The organism is Erythrobacter sp. KY5, assembly GCF_003264115.1.
GTDB lineage: Bacteria > Pseudomonadota > Alphaproteobacteria > Sphingomonadales > Sphingomonadaceae > Erythrobacter.
The window spans coordinates 3,118,810-3,139,771 of the sequence record NZ_CP021912.1 but is presented as its reverse complement, the minus strand read 5'-3'; the positions used below and the strand labels follow the sequence as shown (position 1 = coordinate 3,139,771).

Here is a 20,962-nt window from a genome sequence, read left to right as displayed (position 1 = left end):
TAGTTCTACAGATTAACTACGTCAGCTTTTCGAAATCTCCCGCCGCGATAATCTCTACAATGGGCCGATATCGTTTCAAAGTTTCGATGCTCAGGACAACTTCGACCTGTTCGGTCTGCGAGTTCTCGCCGTGCCTGACAACGTGTCCAACATTTTGAATATCTAGGAGAAACTTTGCATGGGATTGAAGCGCAGCCTCTTTGCAACGAAAAAAGCCGATCCCCTCGTCCGTCAATGCATAAGGCGCCCGTTCCTCTACGAGTTTCTTTGGGGCTTCAGTCCACGGCTCAAAACCCATTCTCTCTATGTTTTTTACAGACGGTGGGTTCGGCAGGATTATTGCACCAAAGTAGTAATCGAAGCCAAAGCGATCCAAGATATACTCATGAAGTCCGCGAGCCGCATGAAAAATCTTGTGAAGTCCTAATCCTCGCATTATTGGTTTAGTAAGTGAACCACCAGCCTCCTTCAGTAGCACGGAACCTCCTGAGTCCAACGTCGACGGAACATCGTACACGGCAGAGGCAGCGCATATTCGTCCGTTGTTGTCAGCTTCCGTGTCAATAGCAATAAAAAATGTACCATTGCTGATAGCATTGCGCACATCAGCCTCATCGCGAAGCATCACATGGTCATCTGGATTTTCTTCATAGAAACAGAAGACGTCCTCATAGTCTCCGGCGGTAGCTTCACGTATAATTAGTCGAGCCATTTTTTCTCCGAAATGATGAAAGCGCATATGCAAAAAATTTGCATATTGTCAAGGTTTGTGCGATACACACTTATGCGCCGCCCGTGAAAGCGATTCGGCGCTGCGCTGATTCGAGATACCCTCAATCAAGTGTTTTAATTCGAAAGGATACTTCCCATGTCTGACAAGCTAAACGTAGCTAGGGAAGTCGATTGTGGAAAAAAGACGCTAAACGGCTCTACGTTTTTCGAAAAACTACAAAATGCAGAGGTTCGCAGCCTTAAGCTTCTGGCAGATGCACTCGACTCCTACGACCAAGAAAGTGACGAAGATTTTTCTCATATAATTGGATCAGTAATAAGAAATCACTTCAATCCCAGCGAACTTGCTCAAGAATTCAAAGTTTCCGTGAGCACGATTAGCCGTTGGAAGGATCGCAGAAGTTGCCCACCTGCGTATGCACGGCGGGTTATCGTTGAGCGGATTAGAGAAATGCTAGTTGCTTCAATCGGCGAACGAACAAGAAGTCTTAATGTTGTTTGAAACTCGCCAAGTCTCCGGCGTCGCATAGCGACGCCGGATCAAGTTTACGACTTTCAACTCGCGTACTCAGCTGGACTTAGCCCTCCGGCAGATAAAGCTCCCGCCCCTTTGCGTCGTAGAGCTTCGCCATCTCTTCCATCCCGGCCTCGTTCTCGGCGCGCTCTTCGGGGGTGTTTCCGCCCTTCAGTTGCTCGCTGGCGAGGAAGCTGTCGGGGTCCGAATTCTGCTTCGCCGCAAACTCGCGCACCTCTTGCGAAATCTTCATCGAGCAGAACTTAGGTCCGCACATCGAGCAGAAATGCGCGGTCTTCGCACCTTCCGCCGGGAGCGTCTGGTCGTGATATTGCTCCGCCGTGTCGGGGTCGAGGCTGAGGTTGAACTGGTCGCGCCAGCGGAATTCGAAGCGGGCTTTTGACAGCGCGTCGTCGCGCACTTTTGCTGCCGGGTGGCCCTTGGCAAGATCGGCGGCGTGGGCGGCGAGTTTATACGTCACAACGCCGACTTTCACATCGTCGCGGTCGGGCAGGCCCAGGTGCTCCTTGGGCGTGACGTAGCAGAGCATCGCGGTGCCGTACCAACCGATCTGTGCAGCCCCGATGCCGCTGGTGATGTGGTCGTAGCCCGGCGCAATGTCGGTGACGAGCGGCCCGAGCGTGTAGAACGGCGCTTCGCCGCACGCTTCCAGCTGCTTTTCCATGTTCTCCTTGATCTTGTGCATCGGGACATGGCCCGGCCCTTCGATCATGACCTGCACGTCCTGCGCCCACGCCTTCTTGGTGAGCTCGCCCAGAGTGTAGAGCTCGGCAAATTGCGCTTCGTCATTGGCGTCGGCGATCGAGCCGGGGCGAAGGCCATCGCCCAGCGAATAGGCGATGTCGTAGGCCTTCATGATCTCGGTGATGTCGTCGAAGTGCTCGTAGAGGAAGCTCTCCTTGTGATGCGCTAGGCACCATTTCGCCATGATCGAGCCGCCGCGGCTGACGATGCCGGTGACGCGCTTGGCGGCGAGCGGCACGTAAGGCAGGCGGACGCCGGCATGGATGGTGAAATAGTCGACCCCCTGTTCGGCCTGCTCGATTAGCGTGTCGCGGAAAATCTCCCATGTGAGCTCCTCGGCAACGCCGCCGACTTTTTCTAGCGCCTGATAGATCGGCACGGTTCCGACCGGCACGGCGGAATTGCGGATGATCCATTCGCGCGTGTCATGGATATTGCGGCCTGTCGAAAGGTCCATGATCGTGTCCGCGCCCCAGCGCGTCGCCCAGACCATCTTGTCGACTTCCTGCGCGACGTCCGAAGCGACGGCGGAATTGCCGATATTGGCGTTGATCTTGACGAGGAAATTGCGCCCGATGGCCATCGGTTCGGTTTCGGGGTGGTTGATGTTGTTGGGAATGATCGCGCGGCCACGGGCGACTTCGCTGCGCACGAATTCCGGAGTGATCACGTCGGGGATCTCCGCGCCCCAATCCTCGCCATCGCGCACGAAGTCGGCGGCGATTTCGCGGCCCAGGTTCTCGCGCTCTGCGACATATTCCATCTCAGGCGTGATGATGCCTTTGCGGGCATAGTGCATCTGGCTGACATTCATGCCCGCCTTGGCGCGAAGGGGGCGCTTTACCGTGTTGGGGAATTGCGGAACGCCGCCCGAGCGATCCGGGCCAAGCTGGCCGTTATCTTCAGGCTTCACTTCGCGCGCAGCGTAATCCTCGACGTCCCCGCGAGACATGATCCAGTCGCGGCGCAGCGCGCGAAGGCCCGCATTGATGTCGATATTGGCATTGGGATCGGTGTAGGGGCCGGACGTGTCGTAAACGCGCACCGGAGGCTCGCCGCCTTCAAGGTCGATCTCGCGCATGGCGACCTGGACGCCGCTGCCCGTGCGTGCGCCGACATGGATCTTGCGGCTGCCACGGATGGGCCCGGTGGTTACGCCAATCTCTACGGGGGAATTGATGTCGGCCATGCGAAGTCTCTCCTTGCGAACGACGGAGCGCGGACCTCTGGTAATCAGCCGCCCACTCCCTCCGCCGATGCTAATCGGTTCAGGTTCAACGGGTCGGGCGGTGCTTACACGCCCCTCTCAGCCAAAGCTGGCTCCCCGGGGATGGCGCATTGGTAGCGATGATGGGCGCGCCTGTCGAGTGGCCCGGGCCAGGATAGGCCAGAACGGGTAAGCGTCTTTTGCCGCTTGACGCCAGCGCGTAACGCGGCATCTCTTCAGCGCGTGAACACACTGGCTTCCTCACCTCCGCGCTCATGGTGCATCGCCGCGATCGCTGTCGTTGTCGCGATGCTCGCCAATGCGTATAATGCCGATGCGCTGCGATATCTGGCGGTGGACGAGTGGTTCACCGACTTTCCGTATGGCTGGCCACTGCTTTTGAACCTTCTCGATCTCGCGGCGGTCGCGCTGGCGTTCTGGCTGATCGCAGGGGTCGCGTGGAGGCGCCAATGGGACATCGTGGGGCTGATGCGGCCCGTGCTTGCGCCCGCCCTTTTCGCTGCGATCCTGTTCGTGCCTGCGATAGCGGTGTTCCTCTTCGCGGGCAGCCTCAATCCCGACCTTGATGCCGATGAGCTTGCCTTTGGCGGGGTGATCTTTCCGATCATGGAAGAGATCATATTTCGCGGCCTCGCCATCGGAGTGCTGATGCAGCATTTCCGTTGGCACTTCATACCCGCCGCGCTTCTGCCCTCGCTGTTCTTCGGCGGTTTCCACATGTGGCAGGGCGAGGGCGACATCACCCAGGCGCTGACCATTGCGGGGATAACCGCATTCGGGGGGCTGTGGTTTGGTTGGATCTACTGGAAGTGGGATTTCAACCTGTGGCCCGCCATCTTCCTCCATGCAGGGCTCAACAGCGCGTGGGCGATCTTCGCACTCGGCGAAAACGCGCTTGGAGGGCAGCTTGGCAATGCTGTGCGGCTGGCGGTGATCGCGGGCTCGATCGTCCTTACGATCTGGGGCAGGGACCGGTTGCGGCGACTGGTGCGCGAGCCCGGCTCTGCCTGATCGCCGCTATTTCGCGGCGTCGGCGCGGGCCTGCGCGAACAGGCAGACCGCCAGCAGCACCGTTGCCGCAACGCCCGATCCGCCGGCAATCGGAAGTCCGCCGGCAAAGTCGCGGCCCATGGCGGCGGACAGCGCGTTGCTGACCAATGCAACCGCGCCGACGATGGCGGTGAGGCCGCCCACTGCCTTCGATCCCGCGCTCATCTGACCAAGGCCAAAGACCACGGCGGCAAGCGCAATCAACACCTTGGCGGCGTTATAAACCATGAAGGAATACGCGACGATCGCAGAGGCGACAGGGGCCATCTGGGGGAGTTCACCAGCGACTTCGAAGAAGGGGCCGAACAAGGTAAGGCCCACGCCGACCTGTACGACGTTGAGAACAGCCGAAGCAGCAATCGCCGCCCAGCCTACATGAAACTCCTTCACCTGAACCATCGCCGCGCCCGCAAAGGCGGCAAGGATCGTGAACAGAACGCCCTCTGTGCCCCATAAGAATTGTCGCGGTACGTCCATTTCGGCGGCGTGGAGCGCGGTGTAGATGGCCTGCGTAACAGCCGCGATAAGCAGCAAGGAGGCAACGATCGTCGCGTTGCGATGGAAAGCGGTGTGCATGATCTGGTGGGTCCCCGTTAGAGCTCTTCTATTGCCTTATGTCGTCATACGCCAAATGGTTACGCCTTGTTGGCCGATCGTCTTCGGGCAGGAGAAGAATCGACGCCGGAACGGAACCGATTTCGCTCGCAATCGTAGAACAGCGCTCCCATATCGAATGCCAAGAGGGGCAAGAAAGAGAGGAGTTACTTTCATGCAGTTCCAGTTCAATTCCGACAGCAGCGTCATGGGCACCGAAAACGTCTCGGAACGGATCGAGGCCATGGTGCGCGAAAAGATCGCGCGTTTCGAGGATCGTCTTACGCGGGTCGAGGTGCACGTGTCGGATGTAAACGGCTCCAAGCACGGTGCCGATGACAAGCACTGCGTGATCGAGGCACGCCCGCGCGGCGGCAAACCCATCGGCGTGACTGGCAAGGCCGACAAGGTCGACGACGCTGCACGCAAGGCCGCGAACACTCTGACCCAGCGCCTCGAACGCCTGTTCGGCAAGAGTGAGCGGCACAAACACGACGCGCGTCCCGACAAGGTGATGTAAGCATGACTTCCGCCAGCGATGTGCGCAGTCAACTGCGCGCGCGGCTGGCGGAGTATGACGGGCAATCCGTGACGCTGCTCGGCGAGACGGAGGCGGCGTGTTGCCGCGATCTTGATTATTTCGACGCGCTCATTGAGCTTGCAGGTTCGCGCGATGGGCATGTGCCTGCCGGTGCAACCTGGCTCATCAAGAGCGCGCTTGAGGCAGGGCACGAAGCAAGCTCGTCTCAGGCCGAGGCATTGATTGCCTGCCTGCCCGCCATCACTGGTTGGGCGGCGAAGCTTCACCTGTGCCAATCGATAGGCTTTCTGGATATAACGCCGCGCCACACCGCAGCTCTTGCGAACTGGCTGGAGCCGCTGCTGCAGCATGAGCGACCTTTCGTGCGGGCCTGGTCGCTTGATGCGCTCGGGCATCTGGCGCGCGCTGATGAGAGCTTTGCCGACCGGTTCGAAGCCGCGCTCGCTGCGGCGGCCAAGGACGACCGGGCCTCCGTCCGGGCAAGGGCTCGCAACCTCGCCGCCGGACGATGACCGCGCTGCACGATCCAGTCGATCCGCAGGCTTAGCGCGGGCGAACCCGGAGCGTGGGCGGGCGCGCGCGAATAAGCGCTATTCGGGCACTCCCAGAAACGCTGCAATCTCGCTCCACCGTGCGCGCACTTCGTTGCGGCCACGCTCGATATTCTGTGCGATCAGCTCAGGTATGAAATCGAGCGTTTCGTAAAGGTCGGTCGGCGGCTGGAGTACCATGGTCGGGATCAGGAAATACCGGTCGATCCGAGCCTTGATCGGAGCCATCGCCTGTTCGATTTGCTCGGGGGTCAGGTTCAGCCCCGCGAGCACGCTGCGCTGCTCCATCTCGGCGCGCAGCAGGTCGTTGATAAGTTCGATATTGCCAAGGTCGCTGTCGGCCACCTCGCGCGTCAGCAATTCGACCGATCGCAGGCCGATGTCGATAATGCTGTTATATTCGTTATGCGTCATGGGCAGCGGCGCTTCGGCGCGCACCACCAGGATTGCGCGCGGGCGCAACCGGATGGCGGCGTCGTAAGGCGTGATGTCCTTCACCCCGCCATCGACCCATTGTTCCAGCTTGCCGCCCGCATCCTGCGTTTCGAACGGAGGGAAGAAGGGCGGCTGGGCCGAGCTTGCATAGACCCAGTCGGCGATATTGTTGGCATTTTCGGCCACGGTTATGAGTTCGCCCGTGGTGATGTTGACGACCGCGAGGCGCAGGTTCTTGCCGGTTGCGCGGATGTCATTATCCTTGAACGCACCGCGCAGCAGCTTGAGCAGGGGGCCGGTGCTGTAGACCGAGTTCTTGCCGCTGATCACCGCCCAGATCGGACCGCCCCGGCTTTTATAAATGTCATCGGGGCCTTTGAGGTTGGTCCAGAAATCGACCAGTTCGGGGATCGTGTCCTGCGCCACGCCTGCCGCCTGGATCGCTCCGGTCGATGTGCCGACCACCGTTTCGAAATCGACGCCTCTCACCCGGATCAATTCATCCAGCACACCCACCTGATACGCGCCCTTTGCGCCCCCACCGCTGAGCGCCAGTCCCAGTCCACCAGCCATGCGTTTCGCTCCCCTTGTCGTGTTTTAGGGGGTTATCGCGTGAACAGTGCCAGCGATAGGATCAATGCGGCAAGGTGGCTCTAGTCAGCCGGTTCCAGCCCCAATTCGCCGAGAATGTCGGGGATTTCCTTCCTCACCCGAAAGAACCCGGCGCGCGCATGTGGCCAGGTGAGGCGGTCGAGGTCGGAGAGCAGGGTTATGGTGTTGCCTGCCTCGGCGAGAGGCGCGATCTCCGGCATCAGTGCATCTCTGGTCCATCCGGTGGGGAGGTAGGGCACGGCAAGCCGTTCCACGCCTGCTTCGCCGAGCAGTTTTGCAGGATCCTCACCCGGCTCCCAGGTCAGGGCGGGGCAATCAAAAGCCTTGGCGGCCTCCGTCGCGCCGCTCTCGACCGCTCCGGTTGCAAAACGCGCCGCGTGTTCACCCACTTCGCCGGTCGAGCGCGCCTCTGGCCGTGCCGCACCGATTATGGCCGCAGGCGGACGGGGGAGGGTGAGCGGCACGTGGCTGGCCGCCTCATCATGCAAGAGCAGCGCGAAGGGCGCATCGAACGCGTCTGCTGAAGGCGCTGCTGGCAGGTCGAGCGGCTCGCGCTGGTGCTCGGTCTCCTCGCTCAGCGGCTGCGGGTCTTCGTTTAATCCTTCCGCAGATAGCGGCCCTCCATCGCGGCGCTCGGTGTAGCGTTTGATGTTGGAGGCGCGCGCGGCGTAATTCTTGCCCTTGGTATGAAGCCCCGCGACCCAGCGCCACGACAGCGTGTTCGAGGCTGCATCGCCATCCATCAGGTGTCGCAGGAAAAAGTCTGCGCCCAGCTGCCAGTCAAGCTTCAATGTGAAGATCCAGATGCTCGCAAACCACATGCGCGCATGGTTGTGGAGGTAACCGGTCTGCACCAACTCGTGCGACCACATGTCGAATGCCTCGATTCCGGTGCGGCCTTGGGTCGCCTCCTCGTATCCCTTGGCACGGCCCGAATTGTTCTGGACTGCGATCAGAGCGCCGTCGCGGCCCTGTTTGTAGGCGTCCCACACGGCTGGGCGCTGTTCGAGATAGCCCTTGAAGTAGACCCGCCAGAACACTTCGGCGATGAACTTCTCCGCTTTGCCGGGGCCATGTTCGTCAAGTGCGGCGACGATAACCTCGCGCTCGCTCAACAACCCCGCGTGAAGCCAAGGCGACAATTGCGAGACGTTGGAAAGCATCCCATTTTCTGAGACGCCATCATCGTAATTGCGGTTGCTGGCATAGGCGGTTCCAGAGCGAGGTGCGAAATCGGCAAGGCGGCCGAGACCGGCCTTGCGGTCGGGTGTGAAGGTCATCGAAGCTCCAGATTAGGTGTCGTCACTCAAATGATCTCAAAAGAATTTGGATCCAACCGAAGCCTTCATGCGTATCTTGCCACAGAGCCGCCACAATTCTTGCGGCTTCGTAAATCATTCCCCAACCTCAATCACTAGAGGACGATCCCAATGAAATTCATCAAGCTTAGCCTCGTTGCAGGCACCGCGCTTGCTCTTGCTGCCTGTGCTTCGGAAACCGAAACCGACGATTCCATGATGGCCGACGAAACCGCCATGGCCGAAGAAGCCACGGCACCCGGCACCATCGTAGAAGTCGCTCAGGGCGACGAAGACACCTTCTCGACCCTCGTCGCTGCCGTGACGGCGGCCGGTCTTGGCGATGCGCTTTCGGGCGAAGGCCCGCTGACCGTATTCGCACCGACCAACGACGCGTTCGGCGCACTGCCTGAAGGTACGGTCGAAAACCTCACCACCAACGACACCGAAACGCTCGGCGCCATTCTGCAGTACCACGTGGTCGAAGGCCGCGTTGATGCCGCAACGCTGATCGGCATGATCGAAGCAGCTGGCGAAGAAGGCCACCCGGTCCCGACGCTTGGCGGCGGCGAACTGACTGCAACGCTTGTTGATGGCGGCGTTGTGCTCACCGATGCCACCGGCGCGACCGTGAACGTCACCGCAACCGACGTTGAAGCATCGAACGGCCTGATCCACGTGATCGACGGCGTGCTGATGCCGCAGTAATCTGCGCCGCATATTGCGAAACGCAAAACAAGGCGGGTCGCTGCACAGTGCAGCGGCCCGCCTTTTTGCTTTTGCCATGTGGGCCGCGCGCCGTATTCAATGGCTTTCGCGAAGCGAATCCGCCGGTTATAGCGCCTTGGATGATGAGCAAACCATTCCAGATCGCCCTTCTTGCCGCTCCGCTTGCGCTTGCCGCGTGCACCGAGACGCCTGGAGAGATCACCCGCGACACCGAACCGTTTTCCGCGATTGCTCCTGAAGAGGTTGTCACAGCTCAGGGGAACGAGCCATTCTGGAGTGTAAAGGTCGAGCCGACCGGCGACGGCGCGTTCACCGCGACCTTTGCAACGCCTGAAGATATCGAGGGGCAATCCTTCGCCGTCTCGCGCTTTGCAGGCAATAACGGTATCGGGATGAGCGGTGAACTGGGCGGCGCTCAGGCAAGCCTCGCGCTCACCCCGGGGGAGTGCAACGACACGATGAGCGACCGCACCTACCCCTATACGGCGACCTTCGCCCTCGGTGAGGAAACCTATCTCGGCTGCGCCTACACCAGCGCTCAACCCTACACCGACATAGAGACACCCTGAGCGGGGCGAAGCGCGAAAACGTGGGTAAATGGCCGAATTCTTCCAGAAATCCTGTGATTTTCTGAGAGGGCGGGCGGCGTTATTTTGAGCCGCGCGACCCACGATCCAAGCTATTGAAAACCAATCGCCAATCACCGAAACGCACAAGCCGGCCCGGTTTTCTCACTGGCGCACTGGTCACGAGAAGCGCGATTTTCCTCCATTTTTACAGGCTCCCAGTGGGAACCGGGCCCGTTTCCTTGCGTTGAAGCCGGAACAGACACCTGATTGGGATCAGGCATAGCCATTTTAATTGTGGGCCCTTAACCCCGCGAAAGAAACGAGCCAGTGACAAATTCGAGTTCATCGCAAGACAAGGCAGCCGACGGTAGCGGGCAGGACCCCGGCGCCAGCCCGCACTATGCGCTGGACATGGAGCGCGAGCTTTCGCACCGCGTCAAGAACATGTTCGCGGTCATCAATGCGATCGTCAGCATCACCGGGCGCGTAAAGAACATCCCGCAGGAAGCCGCGGAAATAAACGCGCGCATCCAGGCATTGGGCCGGGCCTACGAAACGACTTTCGAAGGATCGCACACCGGCGCTTTTGACATTGGCGAAGCGATAGAGGCGGTCCTTCGCCCCTATGCGCAGTCTGCCGAGCGGCTGAGCCTTGAAGGCGACACCATTCGCGCGCCGAGCGCGACTATCTCGCTGGTTGGGATGGTGCTTCACGAATTTGCGATCAATGCCAGAAAACACGGCGCATGGCGCGGCAATGGGTCGGTTTCGGTCAAGCTCGTGGCCGGATGCAGCGAAGGTCTGACATGCGATGTGAGCGCCGGCGATGCGCAGGCCATCACGCTGATCTGGACCGAAAGGGGCGGCCCTGCGACCGATGCTGACACGGTCGCCGCTGGTGGCGGAACCGAGATCGTTGACCGTCTCCTTGCGACCGCGCGGGGAACGATCGAACGCAACTGGACTGAAGAGGGACTGGAGGCAAAAATCTGCATTCCAGTTGCGCGCGTCGGTTGAGCGGGAACTGCACCATATTGCTCGTCGAGGATGAGCCACTTGTGCTCATGGGCCTCGAAATGGCGGCTCAGGATATGGGGCACGAGGTCATCTCTGCCCTGAGCCTGGAAGAGGCGCTCGATCTGATCAACCGTGGACCTGTTCCCGATGTCGCGGTGCTCGATGTCAATCTCGGCGTGAACCAGACCTGCGCCCCCGTGGCGATGGAACTGGCCGCTCGCGAGGTGCCTTTCGTGCTGCACTCAGGCGCAATCGACCGCAACAATGAAGTCGTGCGCAGCGCGGGCGTGCCGTTCATTCCGAAGCCTGCGATGCCAAACGACGTGATCGAACTCGCCCTTCAGCACCGCAACTCGCCTTGCAAGCAAGACGCTGCCTGACAGCGCCTTTGCGCTTAGAACAGACCCGGAATTTCGAACTGCGCCGCGTTTGGCCGCTCCGGCTGGAGCGTTTCGAGCCCGCCGACGCTTTGCGCCCCTTGCGCACCGCTGGCGCTGATCGGGGTGCAGCTTTGCCCTGACAGAAAGTCGAGCGCGGTTGCGATAGACGCTTCTGCAGGATCACCCAGCTGGACCGAGATATCGTCTCCGGCGCGGCAGGAGTTGGGCACCGTCCCTGCAAGGCCGGTGAAATAGTCGCCCTCGTCATTGGCGTTGAGCGTCTGGAAAGTGACCGCGCGAACGCGCAGGTCGCATTCCTCGAAATCGAAGCCGAACTGCCCCACCGGCTTGCCCGAAGTGTTGCGCCCGACGATCGCGATGTTGGCCGGATCAAGATACGGGATCATCGAATTGATCGTGAGTTCGCTTGCCGAAGCGGTGTTGCCTGTCGTGATGAACGCGATCTTGGTCGCTTGTAGCGCCTGCACCTCGTTCTGGAACAAACGTGTCTCGTTCTCCGAAGACTTGGATTCGCGAAGAACCGTCTTGCTCCAGACCTGTCCGACGCGGTTTTCGCCCAGCAGGTCGCCGATCGTGTTGGCAAGGAAGACCAGCCCGCCGCCATTGTATCTGAAGTCGATGATGAGTTCGTCAACATTGTTCGAGTTGAACAGCTGGAACGCATCGCGCAGCTGCGCATCGGCGGTTTGCGGGAAGAAGGTGCGGAAGTTGAGATAACCCACCGATTTGCCGCCATCGTTGATGATCAGCGCCCCGTACCGGTCGGAGATCGGATCGAGGTTGAAATCGGCCTTGGTAATGCTTGCTTCGATGACGGTCCCGTCGACCTGGGCAAAGCGGATCACGCGGGTCACGCCCGGATCGGAAGGGCCGAGTGCTTCGATAACAGCCTGCGCTCCGCCCGATGCCATGAGCGAGCTGACCGATACGAGGTTGTTCGCGCTCGTCCCGATGGCCAGCAGTTCGGTCCCGCGATCCATTCCGGCGGCAAAGCCGGGTGCGGTTTCAAAAGCTTCGAACAGGAACACCCGGTCGTTGACTGTGTCATAGGATAAACGGATGCCGAACCCTGCGCTCGATCCTGAATTGATCAGCTCGTTTTCGGCCTCGATCGAGGTTGCAAAGGTGAAGCCCTTGTCGCGCGACTGGGCGCGGGCCGGGGCGACGCGCGCGTCGAGATAGCTTTGAACGTCGCTGAAATTGGCTGCGTTGACCGTGTTGTCGAGCAGGTCCGGGAACAGATACCATTCATTCAGAACGTCATTGGCGAAGGCGATCTGGTTCTGCACCGCGCAGGTCGCGACGCTCGGTGTCGGGGTCGGCGTGGGGCCACTGGTGCGAGGAGCCGAAGACCCGCCGCCTCCACAAGCGGCAAGCGCCAATGCGAGAGTTGCAGTCAGCGTGCTGCGCCCTAGTGGAAGGGACGCGGTGTTTGCATCGTTTTTCATGAAAAGAAGGCGACTCCGGAGCGTGAAGTTGTAGCAAATGATGTTTACGCCTGAGCGCTCAGAATGCATGAGCGACCCGCTAACGGCAAGTTTGCATGTCGTTTTCGACATGCGAAGTCCACTTGTCCACCGCCACAAATCCTGCCCTGGCATTGAAAATGCTGTGTTTTTTGCAGGTTTTCCTCAGAAACCGGGGCAAATCGCGCAAGGCTCCCTCGTTTTGCCCCCCTTATCCGACTAGCAAACATGACATGGAAAGACAGAATCATGACCGATCTGCCTGATTGGCTGACCGCCAAATTGCCGCCCGCAGCGCGCCACGCCGGACTTGCGATCGCAAGCCTTGGTGATGCCAAGACGTTTGAGCGCGGCGGATTTGCCCTCACCAGCCCGGCGTTCAAGGGCGGGGATGAACTCGACCCGTGCTTCACCGCGAAGGAAGAAGACGCGGTCGCGCCCCCGCTTGAATGGACCGCGCCGCCACCGGGCTCGCAGGAACTGATCGTTATCGTTGAGGATGCTTCCTCCGACAGCGCAGAGCCTGCCTGCCACTGGCTCGTCTGGGGCCTTGCCGGACAGCGCGGCAAGCTGCTCGAAGGCGAAGTGCCGCCGCGCGCCGGAAAGAACGCCGTTGGCAATTCCGAATGGCTGCTGCCCGATCCTCCGGTTGGAGAGACGCGGCACTATGTGTTTCAGATTTTTGCGACCGACCTGCCGCTGACCATCATGCCGGGGGCAAACCGCGAAGAAGTGATGGCCGCTATCAAAGGCTTCGTAACCGGCTGCGCCGTGCTTTATGCACCGTTCACCGGGGTCGAGGCGGATGACGGCTTCATTGACGACCCAGAATTCGATTGATTTGAACTTCGAATAACCTGCCAAAATATTAGGGAGAACAACCATGGCTGGCAAAACCAACGCACTGCAGAAACCGGTGAACCTTTCGGGCGAACTGGAAAACGTGGTCGGCAAGGGTCCGATGACCCGCGCACAGGTCACCTCGAAAGTGTGGGAATACATCAAGGCGAACGACCTTCAGGATTCGAAGGACAAGCGTCAGATCAACCCTGACGACAAGCTTGGCGCGGTGATCGGCAAAGAGCAGATCTCGATGTTCAAGATGACGGCTGCTGTTTCGAAGCACCTCACCTAAGACGCGTCTTCGCTTCTTATTCAGGCGGCTCGCCGGGCAATGCGATGCGATAAGCACCGTTGCGCCGGGCGAGCCGTTTGCCTTTCCAACTTAGCGTGATTTCACCCGCTTCGTGCATCGCATCGACGGCGGTGTGAACCGGGTCCATCAGCGACCGCCAGTCGCCGCCGGGTGTGGCGATCAGGAGCGCGGCTTCGCTTGGGCAGATCGTTGCTCCTTCGCGCCTTCTGCTCAGCAGCGTGCGGATCGCGTCAGCAGCCTCGCTGTCACTCCCCATATTTGCGGCGGCGCCAGGGCAGGTCCTTGCGGTGCGGAATGCGCACATCGCCGACCCAGAGCGCCCACAGGATGATGATTGGCTGCGCGATCATGCGCGGCACATGGTACTCCAGACCCAGGCCACCATCGGCGCGGGCCATGTCCATCGCGAAGTGATTGATATTGGCCGGCCACACGAACAGCGCATAAAGCGCCAGACCGATCCCGCCGATCCGCCTCAGGCGTGCATTGAACGGCTGGATCAGGGCAATTGCGCCGAGGATCTCCGCAATGCCGGTCCAGAAGACGATTTGTTCGGGATAAGGGATCATCTCGGGCATGATCGACAGGAACGGTTCGGGCTTCACGATGTGCATGTAGCCCGCGAATGCATAGAACGCGGCGAGGATGATGCGCAGCAATGCCTTGATGAAGCCCATGATCATGCGCGCGTTCCTTGTCCGGGAGCCCATCCGGGCGGGGCAAGCTCGAAACCTGCAAACTCGAACCCGGGAACGACGATGCAGGATACCAGTGCATAGCCCGCCGGACCATCGACCGGACGCGCGGCCTGCCATGCGCCGGTGGGGACGAGGCCCTGAAGTGTCTCACCACCCGCCACATCTCCGCCAAGGCGCAGCCAGCGTGGGGGTTCGTCATCGCTTCGGGCGATGCCAAGTTCAAGCGGGTCGCCGCTTTGCCACAGCCACATCTCGTCCGCATCGACCCGGTGCCAGTGCGAGGATTTTCCCGACTTCAGCAGGAAATGAATCGCCGTACCCCGAGCGCGCCCGGTGCCATCTGCATCGGCGCGCCAGGTTTCTGCATACCACCCGCCTTCGGGATGCGGTTGCATCTGCAATTGTTCGATCAGCGCGCCCGCGCTATTCGCTTTTGTCATGAAAATGCGCCCCTGAAGGAAGCGCGTAAGTATCGGGAGTTTTTCGCCGCATGCAATACAAAGCGCTTAATCACGTGGCCGCTTGCGCAGCCATCGCCCTTGTCTGGAGTGCGCCTGTCGCAGCTCAGGACGTCGAAGGCACCGTTGCCGAGGATATCGCCCCCGAAGTTGAGAACGACGCAGCGCTCGCTGCGGCGGAGGCCGCACTTGCGGTTGCTCCGGTGTTTGACGGGCACAACGATGTGCCGATCCAGCTGCGCCGCCGGTTCGATAACCAGATCAACACGTTCGACTTTGCCGATACAACCGACACCGGGCCGGAGGTCGACGGAAACCCGATGCACACCGATCTTGCGCGGTTGGTCGAAGGGCGCGTTGGGGCACAGTACTGGTCGGTCTATGTCCCCGCCAGCCTGCCCGAACCCCAGGCAGTCCAGATGACCATCGAACAGATCGACGTGATGAAGCGCCTGATTGCGCGTTATCCCGACAGTCTCGCATTCGCCGAAACGGCGGACGACATAGAGAACGCGATTGCCGACGGGCGCATCGCCTCGATGCTGGGCATGGAAGGCGGCCATTCAATCGGGTCGAGCCTTGCGGTGCTGCGCCAGATGTATGATCTGGGCGCGCGCTATATGACGCTGACCCACGGCGCGAACACGCCCTGGGCTGACAGCGCGACCGACGATCCCGAGCATGACGGCCTCACCGATTTCGGCAAGGACGTGGTGCGCGAGATGAACCGGATCGGGATGCTGGTCGACCTCAGCCATGTGAGCGAGAAGACCATGCACGACGCGCTTGACGTGACGCAGGTGCCGGTGATCTTCAGCCATTCGGGCGTGCGCGCAGTAAATGGTCACGCGCGCAATGTGCCCGACAGCGTGCTCCAGCGTCTGCCAGCCAATGGCGGGATCGTGATGGTGGTGGGGCTGCCGGGCTTCCTCAACAACGCGCAGCGCGAATGGTTTGCCGAGCGCGCGGCAGAGGTCGCGCGGCAGGAATCGCTTTTCCGAGGTCAGCCCGATGTCATCGCCCGCGCGATGGCGGAATGGGATGCGGCAAACGAGATGCCGCCGACCATGATCAGCCATATGGCCGATCACATCGACCACATCCGCGACCTCATCGGGGTCGAATATATCGGAATTGGTGGTGATTTTGACGGAATGCCGACCGGCCCAGAAGGCTTCGAGGACGTGAGCGGCTATCCGCAATTGTTCGCCGAGCTGTCGCGACGCGGCTATTCGCAGGTGGAGCTTGAGCTGATCTCAAGCCGCAACGCCATGCGCGTTCTGCGCGAGGCGGAACGCTTCGCAGCGCGCGCATCGGCCCAGCCGCCGATCGAGACCTTGATCCCGACCGAGGACTGAGCCGAGCGAGGATTTATAGGTAAAGCGGCGGCACGACCCGGATGATGGGTTGCGCCGCCGCCTCTGTGTCGGCTCAGCTGTCCTTGAGCGGGTCGTGGCCCCAATTCATCAGGCTGTAGCGCCAGTCGGTCTTTTCAACATCGCCGTCGGGGCGCTGCGAGAGGTGGCGTTTGATGTAATTGGCGACCTTGTTCATGTGCTCGAACTGGCTGTCGGTAAGCTCGTCCTTGTTTGTCCGCTTGATCTCGACGATGCGGCGACCGGACCTGTGTCCGGTACTTTCGCCGTCATCATTGTCGCCGACCGATTTGGACTCGTCCGTCTCAAGCCATTCCTCGAGCTCCTTGGGCTGCATGTTCACCCGGTCGTAGAACGTGTCGTAGATTTCGTCTTTTTCCTGGCTGTCCACGATCAATCGTCCTCGTCGGCCGTGTCGGGCAGGTTCTCGCGAGCGGTCGAGGCCATATCCTCGAGCTCTTCCTCCGTCATGCTGTCGTACATCTCTTCCGATGCACCCTGGAGGTCGGACTTGTCAGTTTCACCGCGCTTTGCAGAAAGCGCGGCGCCCGCAGCCTGCTGCTGCGCCTTGCTCTTCGCTTGGGCCATGGCTCAATCCTGAGCCTCGAGTTCGCTCCCGCGCTTGAGGACTTCGTCCCCGTCTTCCTGCTTGATCAGGTATGCGGGATTGTCCTCGTCACCGTCCTTGGTGACTTCGGTGCCCTGAAGGGTGCGGGTCACTTCGCGTTCGAAGCGTTCCTTGATCTGGCCTTTGCCTTCGCCGTCGCCCCAGTTCCACTTGACGTACTGGTTGGTCTGGAAGCTGTTAGAATTGCTCATTTAAGTCTCCTTTGATTGGTTCAAAGGAGTAATCAATTCAACGCTCAGATCGTTCCAATCTGTTGACGGCGACCGTTATCAGACGCCCGTGATTGCGGGTACGATCCAGATGATGCTCATCGCGATGATGGCAAGCAGCAGCCCGATACCGAGCACGTAACGCATGTAACCGGTGGTGTGAGCACCGCGCGCATCGTCGTCTTCAATATGGACGCGCCCGTCTTTGTCGACTTCACTCATGAAAAACTCCGTAATCCCAAATTCGTGTTTGTGTTTGGCTTCTAGGACAAATCAGCGCGCGGTGAAAGCCCGCACGCCATTCATCGAAGCAATGATTGTGTGGCGAGATCAGTCGCGCAGCAGCTCGTTGATCCCGGTTTTCGAGCGCGTTTGCGCATCGACGGTCTTCACGATCACCGCGCAATAGAGCGAGGGGCCGGGCGTTCCATCGGGAAGCGGCTTGCCGGGGAGCGATCCGGGGACGACCACAGCATAGGGCGGTACCTCGCCGCGATGCACCTCGCCGGTCGCGCGGTCGATGATCTTGGTCGATGCGCCGAGATATACCCCCATGGACAGCACCGCGCCTTCGCCCACGCGCACGCCTTCTGCAACCTCTGCACGAGCGCCGATAAACGCGCCGTCACCGATGATGACCGGTTCGGCCTGAAGCGGTTCGAGCACGCCGCCGATCCCGGCGCCGCCCGACAGGTGCACGTTCTTGCCGATCTGCGCGCACGAGCCCACGGTCGCCCATGTATCGACCATGGTGCCTTCGCCGACATAGGCGCCAATGTTGACGAAGCTCGGCATCAGGACCGCGCCTTTGCCGATATGGCTGCCGCGCCGCACGATGGCACCGGGAACCACGCGAAAACCGGCTTCCTTGAAGCGGTTTGCGCCCCAGCCGGCGAATTTCAGAGGAACCTTGTCGAACGCTGCCTCACCGGCAGAGCCATGCTCCATCACGCGGTTGTCCTGAAGGCGGAAGGAAAGAAGCACCGCTTTCTTGAGCCACTGGTTGACGGTCCATGTGCCATCTTCGCCCGGCTGCGCCACGCGCACCTCGCCATTGTCGAGCAGCGAAAGCGCTTCGCCGACCGCGTGGCGAACATCGCTTCCCGGTGTGACGGTGTCGCGCTCTTCCCAGGCGGCTTCGATCTGGCTGATGATGGTGTCGGTCATGGTGTCTCCGGCTTGCGTCACCTTCGTGCAAGGGACGCCTTGCAATGGAACGCTAACGCGCAAGGTCCGCGTTGGTTTCGGCTCTCTGGTTCACCCGCGCTGCTAGCTTGCCCGCAGCGAGGCGGCAAGCGACAAGCTTGGTGAAGCGCCAAAAGCGTCATTTCGGGGCTTGTTGGCGTTGCACTTCAGGCCATGCTTGCCGAGAGGTAAGACAGGAGCCTATGCTCACTTCTGTTAGGGGGCCGGCAGTTTAGGATGAAACGCATGCCTTGCACTTCCGGTGAAACACCCCCTGCAATCTCGCTTTCGCTAAAGCAGCAGGGCAACTCGCCCGTTCGCATCACGCATGTGCCTGCGGCCAAATGCGCCGCGCGGTCAGCCCCGGTGGTCTGGAAAGTGGTCGCGGCGGCGCTCGCCTGCACTGCACTTGCTGCTTGCGGCGGCGGTGGAGGAGGGGGCGGGGTGCAAACGCTGCCTCCGCCGCCTCCGCCACCGCCACCGCCTCCCCCGCCGCCACCCCCTCCGCCTCCCCCATCGACCAATTTCGACACGGCGGAATTCCGTCGTTCGGATGGCCCGGATTTTCACGGCGCGATTGCGGCATGGCAGGACGGTGCGACGGGCGGAGGGCAGATCATCGCCGTGATCGACAGCGGCATCGATTCCGACAGCCCGGAATTCGCAGGGCGCATTCACCCGGATTCGCGCGATGTCGCGGGCAATCGCGGGATCGATCCAGAGGATGATCATGGCACCAATGTCGCCATGGTCGCAGCAGCCGCGCGCAATGATGAGGGCATTGTGGGCATCGCGTTCGATGCTCAGGTCCTCGCGCTGCGCGCCGATATGCCGGGATCGTGCGGGACGGATACCCCGCAGGACCCGACGCTGGGATGCTCCTTTACCGACACCGACATTGCCGCAGGCGTGGATCAGGCCATTGCCAGCGGCGCTGTCGTCATCAATCTGAGCCTTGGGGGAAGCGATGCTTCCGCCTCGCTGCGCGGTGCAATCACACGGGCAGCCAATGCAGGGATCGTGATCGTGGTCGCCGCGGGAAATGGCGGAGACGGGTCCGATCCCGATATCGATCCCGGCCAACCCGACCCCTTTGCCACCAGCCTTCTCGATGCAGGCGGCGGCAATGTTATCATCGTCGGGTCAGTCGACGAAAATGGCGGCTTCTCCAGCTTCAGCAACCGCGCCGGAACATCCGCAGGATCGTTTTTGAGCGCCCGTGGCGAACGGATCTGCTGCGTCTATCAGGATGGCGAGATTTTCGTCGAAACCATCGACGGCCAGCAATTCGTCACGCTGTTTTCGGGAACCAGTTTTGCAACCCCGCAAGTCGCGGGCGCAGTGGCGCTGCTGGCGCAGGCGTTCCCCAATCTGACCGGTGATGAAATCGTCGAGATCCTGCTCACCAGCGCAAGCGATGCGGGCGCAACGGGAACGGATGGGGTGTTCGGGACCGGAATTCTCGACATCGCGCGCGCATTTCAGCCAGCAGGGACAACGACACTTGCGGGCACGCCGAACGCGCTTGGCCTGGCTGACGATTTTGCGATTGGCTCGGCGGCGATGGGGGATGCACTGTCGAGCGCTTCGCTCGGCACGATTGTCACCGACCGTTACGACCGCGCCTACACTTTCAACTTCGGTGGCCGCACGCAGAATGCAGCGCAGGTCCAACGCTTGCGCGGCGCGGTTGAGCGGGGGGGATATACCAGCGCGGCATCCGGCCCTGCGCTTTCGCTTGCCGTTACGGTTGGAGAAACCAATCGCGCCGCGGGTGTCGGGTGGACGCAAGGCCTGCAATTGTCGCCCGAGGATGCGCAAGGCGCGCGGGTGCTGGCCGCACGCGTGGCCGCTCACATCGCGCCCGACACGCAGCTTGGCGTCGCATTCCGGCAAAGCGCGTCGGGCCTCGTCGCACACATGCAGGGCGCAGACCGCGCAGCCTTCATGATCGCGCCGGAGGCGGGCCGCGATGCAGGCTTTCTGGAGGAGAGTGAACTCGCCTTTGCCTCCCGCCATACATTCGGGCCTTGGGGCCTGACCGTTTCGGGGGAACGCGGGCGCGCCTGGCTTGGCGAGAATCGGCGGGCGAGCGATGTGCTGTTCGGCGTGCGCGAACGGCGCAAAACCAGCAGCATGGCGCTGGCCGCAGACCGCAGCTGGGGCGGGCTGGACGCGAGCGTCGCAGTGTCGTGGCTCGCGGAGGAAGAGACGCTGCTTGGGGCCTATTTCAACCCCGCCTTTGGATTGTCGGGCGCGGACACGATGTCCGTCGACGCGCGCCTGGTGCAGCGCATCGGTTCACGCTGGCGGCTGGGCGGGGCGTACCGCGCCGGCTTCACCCGGCCGCGCGGCTCGGCTCTGATCGGTGCAGGCTCACAGGTCGAGACGCAGGGATGGTCGCTCGACCTCACACGCGCAGGGTTGTTCCAAGGCCATGACAGCATCGGTCTGCGCCTAAGCCAGCCCCTTCGCGTGGTCGGCGGCGCTCTCAACTTCGATCTGCCCGTCGCTTACGATTACGCGACCGAAAGCGCGATCATTGGCCGCCAGTCGCTGAGCCTTGCACCCGCGGGACGCGAATTGATGAGCGAACTCAACTGGAGCGGATGGGTCGGCTCCGCCCGCATTTCAACCAGCGTCTATTACCGGCAGGAACCGGGCCACTTTGACAGCGCGTCCAGCGACATCGGCGCGCTGCTCAGCATCGGCGCGGCGTTCTGAACCTTATTCCGGCATGCGTTCTTGTA

Annotated in this window: 26 protein-coding genes and 1 riboswitch; of the genes, 12 read left to right on the top strand and 14 right to left on the bottom strand. The window is 61.0% G+C overall.

What is annotated here, in order from left to right:
* Positions 1-16: 16 nt before the first annotated feature.
* Positions 17-712, bottom strand: a complete 696-nt coding sequence (locus tag CD351_RS14805) for a hypothetical protein (protein ID WP_111993351.1) — start codon at positions 710-712, stop codon at positions 17-19.
* 156 nt (positions 713-868) lie between these two features.
* On the opposite strand from CD351_RS14805, the gene CD351_RS15805 reads away from it, so the two are divergent.
* Positions 869-1,234 carry a hypothetical protein gene (locus CD351_RS15805; RefSeq protein WP_162627764.1) on the top strand — a complete coding sequence of 122 codons (366 nt, stop codon included), beginning with the start codon at positions 869-871 and terminating at the stop codon, positions 1,232-1,234.
* Between the two features lie 76 nt (positions 1,235-1,310).
* Here the strand turns inward: CD351_RS15805 and thiC are convergent, their stop codons facing one another.
* Positions 1,311-3,200, bottom strand: coding sequence for a phosphomethylpyrimidine synthase ThiC (thiC, locus tag CD351_RS14800; protein WP_111993350.1), 1,890 nt, complete (start codon positions 3,198-3,200; stop codon positions 1,311-1,313).
* 38 nt (positions 3,201-3,238) lie between these two features.
* A riboswitch (TPP riboswitch) is annotated at positions 3,239-3,348 on the bottom strand.
* A 113-nt stretch (positions 3,349-3,461) separates the two neighbouring features.
* On the opposite strand from thiC, the gene CD351_RS14795 reads away from it, so the two are divergent.
* The gene (locus CD351_RS14795; RefSeq protein ID WP_111993349.1) at positions 3,462-4,250 is read left to right on the top strand and encodes a CPBP family intramembrane glutamic endopeptidase; all 789 of its coding nucleotides are present in this window, start codon (positions 3,462-3,464) and stop codon (positions 4,248-4,250) included.
* Positions 4,251-4,256: 6 nt separating this feature from the next.
* Here CD351_RS14795 and CD351_RS14790 read toward each other — a convergent pair whose 3' ends face one another.
* Complete coding sequence (locus CD351_RS14790) at positions 4,257-4,865, bottom strand: thiamine biosynthesis protein ThiC (protein ID WP_111993348.1); 609 nt, start codon at positions 4,863-4,865, stop codon at positions 4,257-4,259.
* 193 nt (positions 4,866-5,058) lie between these two features.
* Between CD351_RS14790 and CD351_RS14785 the strand changes: the two genes are divergently transcribed.
* A complete protein-coding gene (locus CD351_RS14785; RefSeq protein ID WP_111993347.1) occupies positions 5,059-5,403 on the top strand; it encodes an HPF/RaiA family ribosome-associated protein in 345 nt (114 codons plus the stop codon).
* A gap of 2 nt (positions 5,404-5,405) precedes the next feature.
* Positions 5,406-5,936 (top strand): hypothetical protein, encoded by a 531-nt coding sequence (locus tag CD351_RS14780; protein ID WP_111993346.1) that lies wholly within the window; start codon positions 5,406-5,408, stop codon positions 5,934-5,936.
* Positions 5,937-6,014: 78 nt separating this feature from the next.
* On the opposite strand, the gene CD351_RS14775 is transcribed toward CD351_RS14780, so the two are convergent.
* Both CD351_RS14775 and CD351_RS14770 read right to left on the bottom strand, forming a co-directional pair.
* Positions 6,015-6,983 carry a patatin-like phospholipase family protein gene (locus tag CD351_RS14775; RefSeq protein WP_111993345.1) on the bottom strand — a complete coding sequence of 323 codons (969 nt, stop codon included), beginning with the start codon at positions 6,981-6,983 and terminating at the stop codon, positions 6,015-6,017.
* Between the two features lie 80 nt (positions 6,984-7,063).
* Positions 7,064-8,302: an FAD-binding domain-containing protein gene (locus CD351_RS14770; RefSeq protein ID WP_111993344.1), complete on the bottom strand. Its 1,239-nt coding sequence runs from the start codon at positions 8,300-8,302 to the stop codon at positions 7,064-7,066.
* A gap of 150 nt (positions 8,303-8,452) precedes the next feature.
* On the opposite strand from CD351_RS14770, the gene CD351_RS14765 reads away from it, so the two are divergent.
* The 4 genes from CD351_RS14765 to CD351_RS14750 all read left to right on the top strand — a co-directional run bounded on the left by CD351_RS14765 (position 8,453) and on the right by CD351_RS14750 (position 11,015).
* Positions 8,453-9,028: a fasciclin domain-containing protein gene (locus CD351_RS14765; RefSeq protein ID WP_111993343.1), complete on the top strand. Its 576-nt coding sequence runs from the start codon at positions 8,453-8,455 to the stop codon at positions 9,026-9,028.
* A gap of 140 nt (positions 9,029-9,168) precedes the next feature.
* Positions 9,169-9,618 carry a COG3650 family protein gene (locus CD351_RS14760; RefSeq protein WP_234027156.1) on the top strand — a complete coding sequence of 150 codons (450 nt, stop codon included), beginning with the start codon at positions 9,169-9,171 and terminating at the stop codon, positions 9,616-9,618.
* 327 nt (positions 9,619-9,945) lie between these two features.
* Complete coding sequence (locus CD351_RS14755; RefSeq protein ID WP_111993342.1) at positions 9,946-10,635, top strand: HWE histidine kinase domain-containing protein; 690 nt, start codon at positions 9,946-9,948, stop codon at positions 10,633-10,635.
* Between the two features lie 17 nt (positions 10,636-10,652).
* Complete coding sequence (locus tag CD351_RS14750; RefSeq protein WP_162627763.1) at positions 10,653-11,015, top strand: response regulator; 363 nt, start codon at positions 10,653-10,655, stop codon at positions 11,013-11,015.
* Between the two features lie 14 nt (positions 11,016-11,029).
* Here CD351_RS14750 and CD351_RS14745 read toward each other — a convergent pair whose 3' ends face one another.
* Positions 11,030-12,484 carry a S41 family peptidase gene (locus CD351_RS14745; RefSeq protein ID WP_234027155.1) on the bottom strand — a complete coding sequence of 485 codons (1,455 nt, stop codon included), beginning with the start codon at positions 12,482-12,484 and terminating at the stop codon, positions 11,030-11,032.
* Positions 12,485-12,751: 267 nt separating this feature from the next.
* Here CD351_RS14745 and CD351_RS14740 point away from each other — a divergent pair, with 267 nt between their 5' ends.
* Positions 12,752-13,342 (top strand): YbhB/YbcL family Raf kinase inhibitor-like protein, encoded by a 591-nt coding sequence (locus tag CD351_RS14740; protein ID WP_111993339.1) that lies wholly within the window; start codon positions 12,752-12,754, stop codon positions 13,340-13,342.
* A 43-nt stretch (positions 13,343-13,385) separates the two neighbouring features.
* Positions 13,386-13,637 carry an SWIB/MDM2 domain-containing protein gene (locus tag CD351_RS14735; RefSeq protein ID WP_111993338.1) on the top strand — a complete coding sequence of 84 codons (252 nt, stop codon included), beginning with the start codon at positions 13,386-13,388 and terminating at the stop codon, positions 13,635-13,637.
* A 16-nt stretch (positions 13,638-13,653) separates the two neighbouring features.
* Here CD351_RS14735 and CD351_RS14730 read toward each other — a convergent pair whose 3' ends face one another.
* From CD351_RS14730 to CD351_RS14720, 3 genes are read right to left on the bottom strand one after another with little or no spacing between them, the layout of a single operon-like run.
* Positions 13,654-13,914, bottom strand: coding sequence for a DUF3253 domain-containing protein (locus tag CD351_RS14730; RefSeq protein WP_111993337.1), 261 nt, complete (start codon positions 13,912-13,914; stop codon positions 13,654-13,656).
* The gene (locus CD351_RS14725) at positions 13,904-14,341 is read right to left on the bottom strand and encodes a DoxX family protein (protein WP_111993336.1); all 438 of its coding nucleotides are present in this window, start codon (positions 14,339-14,341) and stop codon (positions 13,904-13,906) included. Before CD351_RS14725 ends, CD351_RS14730 begins: the two co-directional genes overlap by 11 nt.
* A complete protein-coding gene (locus tag CD351_RS14720) occupies positions 14,338-14,796 on the bottom strand; it encodes a cupin domain-containing protein (RefSeq protein WP_111993335.1) in 459 nt (152 codons plus the stop codon). Before CD351_RS14720 ends, CD351_RS14725 begins: the two co-directional genes overlap by 4 nt.
* Positions 14,797-14,846: 50 nt before the next feature.
* Here CD351_RS14720 and CD351_RS14715 point away from each other — a divergent pair, with 50 nt between their 5' ends.
* Positions 14,847-16,172 carry a dipeptidase gene (locus tag CD351_RS14715; RefSeq protein WP_111993334.1) on the top strand — a complete coding sequence of 442 codons (1,326 nt, stop codon included), beginning with the start codon at positions 14,847-14,849 and terminating at the stop codon, positions 16,170-16,172.
* Between the two features lie 73 nt (positions 16,173-16,245).
* On the opposite strand, the gene CD351_RS14710 is transcribed toward CD351_RS14715, so the two are convergent.
* The 5 genes from CD351_RS14710 to dapD form a co-directional block, all read right to left on the bottom strand.
* The gene (locus CD351_RS14710; protein WP_174214280.1) at positions 16,246-16,581 is read right to left on the bottom strand and encodes a DUF3140 domain-containing protein; all 336 of its coding nucleotides are present in this window, start codon (positions 16,579-16,581) and stop codon (positions 16,246-16,248) included.
* A gap of 2 nt (positions 16,582-16,583) precedes the next feature.
* The gene (locus CD351_RS14705; protein WP_111993332.1) at positions 16,584-16,778 is read right to left on the bottom strand and encodes a DUF3008 family protein; all 195 of its coding nucleotides are present in this window, start codon (positions 16,776-16,778) and stop codon (positions 16,584-16,586) included.
* A 3-nt stretch (positions 16,779-16,781) separates the two neighbouring features.
* Positions 16,782-17,009, bottom strand: a complete 228-nt coding sequence (locus CD351_RS14700) for a DUF2945 domain-containing protein (protein ID WP_111993331.1) — start codon at positions 17,007-17,009, stop codon at positions 16,782-16,784.
* Between the two features lie 78 nt (positions 17,010-17,087).
* The gene (locus CD351_RS15850; RefSeq protein WP_174214279.1) at positions 17,088-17,249 is read right to left on the bottom strand and encodes a hypothetical protein; all 162 of its coding nucleotides are present in this window, start codon (positions 17,247-17,249) and stop codon (positions 17,088-17,090) included.
* 108 nt (positions 17,250-17,357) lie between these two features.
* Entirely contained in the window at positions 17,358-18,194 is an 837-nt protein-coding gene (gene dapD, locus CD351_RS14695; protein ID WP_111993330.1) for a 2,3,4,5-tetrahydropyridine-2,6-dicarboxylate N-succinyltransferase, read from the bottom strand.
* 255 nt (positions 18,195-18,449) lie between these two features.
* Here dapD and CD351_RS14690 point away from each other — a divergent pair, with 255 nt between their 5' ends.
* Positions 18,450-20,936 (top strand): S8 family peptidase, encoded by a 2,487-nt coding sequence (locus CD351_RS14690; protein WP_234027154.1) that lies wholly within the window; start codon positions 18,450-18,452, stop codon positions 20,934-20,936.
* Positions 20,937-20,962: the final 26 nt, after the last annotated feature.